The 9186-nt window shown below is 68.9% G+C and carries 8 protein-coding genes; 5 read left to right on the top strand and 3 right to left on the bottom strand.

Annotated features, from left to right (window positions below):
• The coding region (locus BST14_RS26820; protein ID WP_083067330.1) for a PPE family protein at nucleotides 1–1060 on the bottom strand (1060 nt) is incomplete at its 3' end.
• Between the two features lie 261 nt (nucleotides 1061–1321).
• Nucleotides 1322–2503: a cupin domain-containing protein gene (locus BST14_RS26815; protein ID WP_142279634.1), complete on the bottom strand. Its 1182-nt coding sequence runs from the start codon at nucleotides 2501–2503 to the stop codon at nucleotides 1322–1324.
• Between the two features lie 101 nt (nucleotides 2504–2604).
• Between BST14_RS26815 and uvrC the strand changes: the two genes are divergently transcribed.
• From uvrC to BST14_RS26790, 5 genes are all read left to right on the top strand, one after another.
• Nucleotides 2605–4548 (top strand): excinuclease ABC subunit UvrC, encoded by a 1944-nt coding sequence (gene uvrC / locus BST14_RS26810; protein WP_083067327.1) that lies wholly within the window; start codon nucleotides 2605–2607, stop codon nucleotides 4546–4548.
• Nucleotides 4545–5465, top strand: a complete 921-nt coding sequence (gene rapZ, locus BST14_RS26805; RefSeq protein ID WP_083067326.1) for an RNase adapter RapZ — start codon at nucleotides 4545–4547, stop codon at nucleotides 5463–5465. Before uvrC ends, rapZ begins: the two co-directional genes overlap by 4 nt.
• A gap of 8 nt (nucleotides 5466–5473) precedes the next feature.
• The gene (gene yvcK, locus BST14_RS26800; protein WP_142279633.1) at nucleotides 5474–6538 is read left to right on the top strand and encodes a uridine diphosphate-N-acetylglucosamine-binding protein YvcK; all 1065 of its coding nucleotides are present in this window, start codon (nucleotides 5474–5476) and stop codon (nucleotides 6536–6538) included.
• Entirely contained in the window at nucleotides 6535–7512 is a 978-nt protein-coding gene (gene whiA / locus BST14_RS26795) for a DNA-binding protein WhiA (protein ID WP_083067329.1), read from the top strand. The genes yvcK and whiA overlap by 4 nt, the downstream gene beginning before the upstream one ends.
• Before the next feature lie 145 nt (nucleotides 7513–7657).
• Complete coding sequence (locus tag BST14_RS26790; protein ID WP_083067324.1) at nucleotides 7658–9058, top strand: WS/DGAT/MGAT family O-acyltransferase; 1401 nt, start codon at nucleotides 7658–7660, stop codon at nucleotides 9056–9058.
• A gap of 21 nt (nucleotides 9059–9079) precedes the next feature.
• Here BST14_RS26790 and BST14_RS32745 read toward each other — a convergent pair.
• Nucleotides 9080–9186: hypothetical protein (locus BST14_RS32745; protein WP_438502210.1), on the bottom strand; the 107-nt coding region annotated here is incomplete at its 5' end.

The raw sequence follows: 9186 nt of genomic DNA, 5'->3' as shown, positions 1-9186 counted from the left end.
GGAACATGTCGGGGGGGGGGGGGGGGGGGGGGGGGGGGGGGGCGCGGTGGGGGGGGGGGGGGGGGGGGGGGGGGAGGGCGGAGCGGGGCGCGGGGGCCGGGGCGGCGGCGGGCGTGCCGAGGCCGGGTGCCAACGCGACGGGCGCTCCCGTGTGCGACGGCGCCGGGGCGGCCGCCGCGTGCGGCAGCGCGGGGGCGGGTTGCGTCACGCCGGCCAATCCGGCCAGCCCCGCCGAACCCGCCGCACCGGCGACGGGGAGGAAGGGGGCGATCAGGCCGGCGGAGAGCTGCGCCAATTGCGGCACCTGGGTAGTGGGGAATGTGTAGAGCGCCTCGCCCGCCCAGTGCGGAACCTTGGCCGCGAGCAGCGGGTCGGTCATCAGGCTGTTGAGGACCGATGACGGGTTGGACCCGCCAGAATGGCTCAGGTCCGCGTTCAGTTCCTGGGCGACTTCCTGCACCCGAGTCACCCACCAGCTCAGCTGATCTGCCCCGCCGCCCGCGTCTTGGTTAGGCGGGTTGGCCAGCTGGATCCGCGGGGGCGGAGAGGTCGGCGGCACCCACGTCTGCGCAGTCTGGGACACGGCTTCATAGATCGCCATCGTGGTGGCCGCCTGCAGCCACATCCGCAGATAGTCCATTTCGTTGAGCGCGATCGGAATCGTGTTCACGCCAAGGAAATTCGTTGCCACCAGTTGGGCGAATGTGGCGTGGTTGGCTTCCAGCTCTTCCAGCGTCGGCATGGCGGACAGCGCGGCGGTGTAGGCCGCGGCCACGGTATCGGCCTCTAAGGCGGCTGCCGAACTGTTGGCACTGTTCTGCAGCAGCCATGCCAGGTACGGCACATGGGCGGCCACGTACGCCTCTGCGCTGGGTCCCTGCCATGTGCCGGCCTGTACCGCCGCCAGCAACTCGCCGAGTTCGGTTGCCGCCGAGTCGTATTCGGCACTCAGCGCCTGCCAGGCCTGCTCGGCCGCCAGCAACGATCCCGGCCCCGGGCCGCTGGACAGCGCCGCCGAATGGACTTCCGGGGGAAAGGCGGCCCAGATCGGCATGGTCATCGTGGACCACCCCGGCGCGCCGGTGCTGCCATGTTGCGCTCCTCCCGAGAACCGGTCGATGCGGCGTGCGGCCTCGGCGGGGGCCGACCACCGAAATCGCGTCATGGATCAACCGACGCGTCCAGGTGGTGCGACGGGACAGCTATGCGATGACGACAGCGGCCGCCCGATCGATGATCCGCGTGTACCGAAGCTTACGCCGAAAATATCCGCAAAATCGGATAGAACATGCCACTTTCACCGGAGATGCGAAGGTAATTGTCAGCCATCGGACAGCCGGACCAAAAAGCCGTTCAGGATCAGCGTCTGCGCCAGCCCCAGCTGCTGCGCCGCGTTCAGCCCGGGCAGATCACCCACCCGAAAGGGCTCGGTGCTGCCGGCGAGGAACCGCAGCGCGGCCGCATGGTCGGCGCCGGCGCCCACCGACAGCTGCGCAAAGTGCAGGACGACGCGGTCGTCGACGCGCGCGACCCGCGCGTAGAGCGGTTCATACTTCGCGACCAGCGTGTCCACGTCGATCCCGACAGTGTCGCGGACCCGTCCGACCGGAGGGCACCGGCCCCGCCGGACCAGGACGTCGGCCAGCGCCTGGAGGCTCTCGGTGAGGATCTCGGGATCGTCGAGGCCGCGCAGGGCATCGCGCACGAGGTCGCCCACGCCGGCGCGGGCCGTCGCGTCATCGAGGTGCCGTGGCGACAAGCGGGTGTGCACGCGCGGGTCGCGCTGACCCAGCGCGTACAGCTCGTGCGAAAGCAGCGTGAGCACGGTGGGCGCGTGCAGCCCGACCGTCAGATGGATCGACTGCTCGGAGTGCGTTTCGGCCGAATGCACTTGGCCGCGTGGCAGATACAGCACGTCCCCGGGTTGCAGGCGCACGTCGGTCGACGCCGCGAGCCCGTCCGTTGCCACGCCCTTGCGCCGCTGGATTTCGTGCGGCGGCACGGCGGCGGCGTCGGACACATGCCACATCTTGGATCCCTCGATCTGCAGGACGAGCACGTCGTGCGGGTCGTAGTGGGGGACAAAGCCGGTCGACTCCGGTGGCGTGACGTAGGCGTTGACGCGCGTCGGGTAGTTCAGCTCGACCTCGATCGCGTGGGACAGCGAGGCGACCGTGCGCAGGTATCGCTCGAGCCCGTTGACGACGATGGTGTAGCCGTCGGCCAGGCCGTCGCATGCCGCGACCGGGTCCAAGCCACCGTCGGCGCGCAGGTAGGTCGCCGGATCTCGGTCCTGGCCGCCCTTCACCAGCCGCACGGCCGACGGTTCCGGCTGCACATGCTCCAGGAGTGCGTCGACGGCGCTCGGCCCGGGCAGCAGGCGGTCGAAGTAGCCCGGCCGGCATCGCCGGATGTGGTGGTGTGTGCGCGCCCAGATCTCGTCGAGGAAGGTGTCGACACCGACGGGCTGCAGCACCCAGGCTAGCGAGGACTCGACGGTAATCCCCCCAAACATTGCGGTGACGGGTATCCACCACAGTAAACCGGCACCCGCACGCCCCCCGCCTTTCTCGGCACCGCACGGTCGGCTACTAGCCTGGATCTGTGCCCGATCCCGCCACCTACCGCCCCGCTCCCGGGTCCATCCCGGTCGAGCCCGGCGTCTACCGGTTCCGGGATCCGTACGGGCGAGTCATCTACGTCGGTAAGGCCAAGAGCCTGCGCAGCCGGCTGACGTCATACTTCGCCGACATCGCCAGCCTGCACCCGCGCACCCGGCAGATGGTGACCACCGCGGCCAAGGTCGAGTGGACGGTGGTAAACACCGAAGTCGAGGCGTTGCAACTCGAATACAACTGGATCAAGGAGTTCGACCCGCGGTTCAACGTCCGCTATCGCGACGACAAGACGTATCCGGTGCTCGCGGTGACCCTCAACGAGGAGTTTCCCCGGCTGATGGTCTACCGGGGCCCCCGCCGCAAAGGGGTGCGCTACTTCGGGCCGTACTCGCACGCGTGGGCCATCCGCGAGACGCTGGATCTGCTCACCCGGGTGTTTCCGGCCCGCACCTGCTCGGCGGGAGTGTTCAAGCGGCACAAGCAGATCGACCGTCCTTGCCTGCTCGGCTACATCGACAAGTGCTCAGCGCCATGCATCGGCAGGGTCAGTGCGGAGCAGCATCGCCAGATCGTGGACGATTTCTGCGACTTCCTGTCGGGCAAGACCGATCGGTTCGCCCGGGAGCTGGAACAGCAGATGAACGCCGCGGCCGAGCGACTCGATTTCGAGCGGGCCGCGCGGCTGCGTGACGACCTGGGCGCCGTGAAGAGGGCGATGGAAAAACAGGCCGTGGTCCTCGGCGACGGCACCGATGCCGATGTGGTGGCATTCGCCGACGACGAGCTGGAGGCCGCGGTGCAGGTGTTCCACGTGCGCGGTGGCCGGGTGCGCGGTCAGCGCGGCTGGATCGTCGAAAAGTCCGCGGAAGCCGGCGATTCCGGTGAGGAACAGCTGGTCGAGCAGTTCCTCACCCAGTTCTACGGCGAGCAGGCCGAATTGGGTGGCGCCGCAGACGAATCCACCAACCCGGTGCCGCGTGAGGTGCTGGTGCCCTGCCTGCCGTCCAATGCCGACGAGCTGACCAGTTGGCTGTCCGGCCTGCGCGGGTCCCGGGTGGCGCTGCGGGTGCCGCGGCGCGGCGACAAACGCGCGCTGGCTGAAACCGTGCAGCGCAACGCGAAAGAGGCGCTGCAGCAACACAAGCTGCGGCGCGCCGGCGACTTCAACGCCAGATCCGCTGCGCTGCAGAACATTCAGGAGGCCCTCGGCTTGTCCGATGCGCCGCTGCGCATCGAATGCGTGGACATCAGCCATGTCCAGGGCACCGACGTGGTGGGCTCGCTGGTGGTGTTCGAGGATGGTCTGCCGCGCAAATCGGACTACCGGCACTTCGGCATCCGGGAAGCCGCCGGGCAGGGACGCTCCGACGACGTCGCCTCGATTGCGGAGGTGACCCGCCGTCGCTTCGCACGGCACCTGAGTGAGCAAAACGACCCGAATATGCTTTCCGCGGAAGGAAAGTCGCGCCGTTTCGCCTACCCACCGAATCTGTACGTCGTCGACGGCGGAGCCCCGCAAGTCAACGCGGCCAGCGCGGTGCTCGAGGAGCTCGGCATCACCGACGTCGCGGTGATCGGCCTGGCCAAGCGGCTGGAAGAGGTATGGGTGCCCTCCGAGCCCGACCCCGTCATCATGCCGCGCAACAGCGAGGGGCTTCATCTGCTGCAACGCGTTCGTGACGAGGCGCATCGGTTCGCGATCACCTACCATCGCAGCAAGCGATCCAAGCGTATGACGGCATCGGTGCTCGATTCGGTGCCAGGATTGGGAGAACATCGCCGAAAGGCGTTGGTAAGCCATTTCGGATCGATAGCCCGCCTCAAGGAGGCCACCGTCGAACAGATCACCGCCGTTCCGGGTATCGGGGTGGCCACCGCCACCGCCGTCCTGGAGGCGCTGCGACCCGCTGAGTCCAAGGCCGCGCAATGACGGACCCGGGTGAGTTCGCGGGCGGACCCTCGGTGGACGCCCCGGCCGGCATCGACGTCGTGCTGGTGACCGGATTATCCGGCGCCGGACGGGGTACCGCAGCCAAGGTGCTCGAGGACCTCGGTTGGTATGTGGCCGACAATCTGCCCCCGCAGCTGATCACCCGGATGGTCGATTTCGGTCTGGCCGCCGGTTCGCGGATCACCCAGCTCGCGGTGGTGATGGACGTGCGGTCGCGCGGCTTCACCGGCGACCTGGATTCGGTGCGCATCGAGCTGGCCACCCGAAACATCGCCCCGCGCGTGGTGTTCATGGAAGCATCCGACGACATGCTGGTGCGCCGCTACGAGCAGAATCGCCGCAGCCACCCGCTGCAGGGCGATCAGACGCTGGCCGAGGGCATCGCGGCCGAGCGCCGCATGCTGGCTTCTGTTCGCGCCACCGCCGACCTGATCATCGACACCTCGACGCTGTCGGTGCGCGGCCTGCGCGAGACCATCGAGCGGGCGTTCGGCGGTGCAGCCACCGCGACCATCAGCGTCACGGTCGAGTCCTTCGGCTTCAAATACGGCCTGCCGATGGACGCCGACATGGTGATGGACGTCCGGTTCCTGCCGAACCCGCATTGGGTCGACGAATTGCGTCCCCGCACCGGGCAGGACCCCGCGGTGCGGGACTACGTGTTGAGCCAGCCGGGCGCGGGCGAGTTCCTCGACGCTTACCATCGATTGCTATCTCTGGTCGTCGACGGCTACCGCCGGGAGGGAAAGCGCTACATGACGGTCGCCATCGGCTGCACCGGCGGCAAGCATCGCAGCGTGGCGATCGCCGAGGCGCTGGTGCAGTTGCTCAAGGCTGAGAAAGGCGAGGCCCAACTGTCGGTGCGGGTGCTGCACCGGGATCTGGGCCGCGAATGACCGAGCCGATGAACCGGGGCATCGTCGCGATGGGCGGTGGTCACGGCCTGTACGCGACGCTGTCGGCGGCCCGCCGGTTGACGCCGTATGTGACCGCGGTGGTGACCGTCGCCGACGATGGTGGATCTTCGGGCCGGCTGCGCAGCGAACTGGACGTGGTGCCGCCGGGTGATCTGCGAATGGCCTTGGCCGCGTTGGCATCTGACAGCCCGCACGGGCGGTTGTGGGCGACGATCCTGCAGCACCGGTTCGGGGGCAGCGGGGCGCTGGCCGGGCATCCGATCGGCAACCTGATGTTGGCCGGCCTGTCCGAGGTGCTGGCCGACCCGGTGGCCGCCCTCGACGAGCTGGGGCGCATCCTCGGCGTCAAGGGCAGGGTGCTGCCGATGTGCCCGATCGCGCTGCAGATCGAGGCCGACGTCTCCGGCCTGGAAAGCGACCCGCGGATGTTCCGGCTGATCCGCGGTCAGGTGGCAATCGCGACCACGCCGGGCAAGGTGCGCCGCGTGCGGCTGTTGCCGGACAACCCGCCGGCGACGCGGCAGGCCGTCGACGCGATCATGGCCGCCGATCTGGTTGTGCTGGGCCCCGGGTCGTGGTTCACCAGCGTGATCCCGCACGTGATGGTGCCCGGACTGGCGGCGGCGCTGCGGGCGACCACCGCGCGGCGCGCGCTGGTGCTGAATCTGGTGGCCGAACCGGGAGAGACGGCCGGGTTCTCCGTCGAGCGTCATCTGCACGTGCTGGCCCAGCACGCACCGGGATTCACCGTGCACGACATCATCATCGACGCCGAACGGGTGCCCAGTGAACGGGAACGCGAGCAATTGCGGCGCACCGCCACACTGCTTTCGGCCGAGGTCCACTTCGCCGATGTGGCCAGACCTGGTACACCTTTACATGATCCAGGCAAGCTCGCGGCGGCCCTGGACGGGGTCCGGGCGGCCCACAAGGCTCCGGGAGCGTCTTCGGTCACGGCCACCGCGGATATTCGGGTCGACGGTGCAAGCCCACCAGCCGGTGGGAGTGGGCCGGCCGGCAGCGGACCAAGGGGTGACGACGCGTGGCGATGACGACCGAAGTCAAGGACGAACTGAGCCGGCTCGTTGTGAAATCGGTCAGCGCGCGCCGGGCGGAGGTCACCTCCCTGCTGAGGTTCGCCGGTGGGCTGCACATCGTCGGCGGTCGCGTCGTGGTCGAGGCCGAGGTGGACCTGGGCAATGTCGCGCGGCGGTTGCGCAAGGACATTTTTGAACTCTACGGATACAACGCGGTCGTGCATGTGTTGTCCGCCAGCGGAATTCGCAAGAGCACCCGGTACGTGTTGCGGGTAGCCAATGACGGCGAGGCGCTGGCGCGCCAGACCGGTCTGCTCGACAATCGCGGCCGCCCGGTGCGCGGGCTGCCGGCCCAGGTGGTGGGCGGCAGCGTCGGCGACGCCGAAGCCGCGTGGCGCGGAGCGTTCCTGGCGCACGGGTCGCTGACCGAGCCGGGACGGTCGTCCGCCCTGGAAGTCAGTTGCCCGGGCCCGGAAGCGGCGCTGGCTTTGGTGGGCGCCGCGCGACGGCTCGGTGTCAGCGCGAAGGCCCGCGAGGTGCGCGGCGCCGACCGGGTGGTGGTGCGCGACGGCGAGGCGATCGGCGCGTTGCTGACCCGGATGGGCGCGCAGGACACCAGGCTGGTGTGGGAGGAGCGCCGGATGCGGCGCGAGGTCCGGGCCACCGCCAACCGGCTCGCCAACTTCGACGACGCCAACCTGCGCCGGTCGGCGCGGGCGGCGGTGGCGGCCGCGGCCCGGGTGGAGCGGGCGCTGGAGATCCTGGGCGACACCGTGCCCGACCATCTCGCCTCGGCCGGCAAGCTGCGCGTCGAGCACCGGCAGGCATCGCTGGAGGAGCTCGGCCGGCTCGCGGACCCGCCGATGACGAAAGATGCTGTGGCGGGCCGTATTCGGCGGCTGCTGTCGATGGCCGACCGCAAGGCGAAGGTCGAGGGCATTCCCGACACCGAGTCGGCGGTGACGCCGGACTTGCTGGAGGACGCCTGACGACGATGCGCACCGCGAAGCGGCGGGTTGAGGAGTCGGGCGAATCAGCCGACGCCTGATCGCGCCCAGCCGACGCCTGAGGACGCCCAGCTGATTGTCGGGCATTTGCTAGTGGGGACGGGCTTGCCGGGGCTACGGTCAGGGGATGAAGCGGCTTTCGAGTGTCGATGCGGCGTTTTGGTCAGCCGAAACCACGGGCTGGCACATGCACGTAGGGGCGCTGGCGATTTGCGACCCGAAGGAATGCTCGGAGTACAGCTTTCAACGTCTGCGTCAATTACTCATCGAGCGCCTGCCCGAGGTCCCGCAGTTGCGGTGGCGGGTCACGGGTGCGCCGCTGGGCCTGGACCGGCCGTGGTTCGTCGAGGACGAGGAGCTCGACGTCGACTTCCACCTCCGCCGCATCGGGGTTCCCGCGCCGGGCGGTCGCCGCGAGCTCGAGGAGCTGGTCGGGCGGCTGATGTCCTACAAGCTGGATCGGTCCCGGCCGCTGTGGGAGATGTGGGTGATCGAGGGCGTCGAGGGCGGCCGGATCGCCACGCTGACCAAGATGCACCACGCCATCGTCGACGGCGTCTCAGGCGCGGGACTCGGCGAGATTCTCTTGGACGTCACACCGGAACCGCGTGCGCCGCAACAGGAAACGGTCGGATCGCTGGTGGGGTTCCAGCTCCCGCGGCTGGAACGGCGCGCGGTGGGCGCCCTGATCAACGTGGGCGTCAAGACGCCGTTCCGCATCGCGCGGCTGATGGAGCAGACCGTGCGCCAGCAGATCGCCACCCTGGGACTGCGCAGCAGGCCGCCACGCTATTTCGAGGCGCCCAAAACCCGTTTCAACGCACCGGTCTCGCCGCATCGGCGCGTCACCGGCTGCCGCGTCGAACTGGCCCGCGCCAAAGTCGTCAAGGAGGCCTACGGCGTCAAGCTCAACGACGTCGTGCTGGCACTGGTGGCCGGCGCCGCACGCGACTATTTACAGAAACGCGGTGAGCTGCCCGCGAAACCGCTCATCGCGCAGATCCCGGTCTCGACGCGCACCGACAGCGACAAGGACGACGTGGGCAACAAGGTCAGCTCCATGACCGTCTCGCTGGCCACCGATGTCGAAGATCCGGGCGAGCGGCTGCGGGCCATCCACGAAAGCACCCAGAACGCCAAGCTGATGGCCAAGGCGTTGTCGGCGCATCAGATCATGGGGTTGACCGAGACCACCCCGCCGGGGTTGCTGCAGCTGGCCGCGCGGGCCTACACCGCCAGCGGGCTGTCGCGAAACCTGGCTCCCATCAACCTGGTTGTCTCCAATGTCCCGGGCCCGCCGTTCCCGTTGTATATGGCCGGCGCCAAACTGGATTCGTTGGTGCCGCTGGGGCCGCCCGTGATGGACGTCGCGCTGAACATCACCTGTTTCTCCTACCAGGACTACCTGGACTTCGGTTTCGTGACGACGCCCGAGGTGGCCAACGACATCGACGACCTGGCCGATCGGGTCGAGCCCGCTTTGACCGATCTGGAGAAGGCCGCCGTGCGGGACGATGACTGCGAGTAGGCCTGCCTGACGATCTCGCCGCTACGGGCCGCCGTCGTCGTCACACTCGTCGAGCAGTTTTTCGGGGTGGTGGAAGGTGTTGGTGCGGGGTTGGCCGCGGTCGAGGTGTGGGGGTGGGATCCATTGGG

It is taken from the genome of Mycobacterium arosiense ATCC BAA-1401 = DSM 45069 (genome assembly GCF_002086125.1).
Lineage (GTDB): Bacteria > Actinomycetota > Actinomycetes > Mycobacteriales > Mycobacteriaceae > Mycobacterium > Mycobacterium arosiense.
The sequence above is the reverse complement of the archived record's forward strand: the minus strand, read 5'-3'. Positions and strand labels throughout refer to the sequence as shown.

Bases quoted from the DNA above. Each gene is read 5' to 3' on its own strand.
- BST14_RS26790 (WP_083067324.1), top strand. From the start codon at position 7,658: ATGAAGCGGCTTTCGAGTGTCGATGCGGCGTTTTGGTCAGCCGAAACC.
- whiA (WP_083067329.1), top strand. From the start codon at position 6,535: ATGACGACCGAAGTCAAGGACGAACTGAGCCGGCTCGTTGTGAAATCG.
- yvcK (WP_142279633.1), top strand. From the start codon at position 5,474: ATGAACCGGGGCATCGTCGCGATGGGCGGTGGTCACGGCCTGTACGCG.
- rapZ (WP_083067326.1), top strand. From the start codon at position 4,545: ATGACGGACCCGGGTGAGTTCGCGGGCGGACCCTCGGTGGACGCCCCG.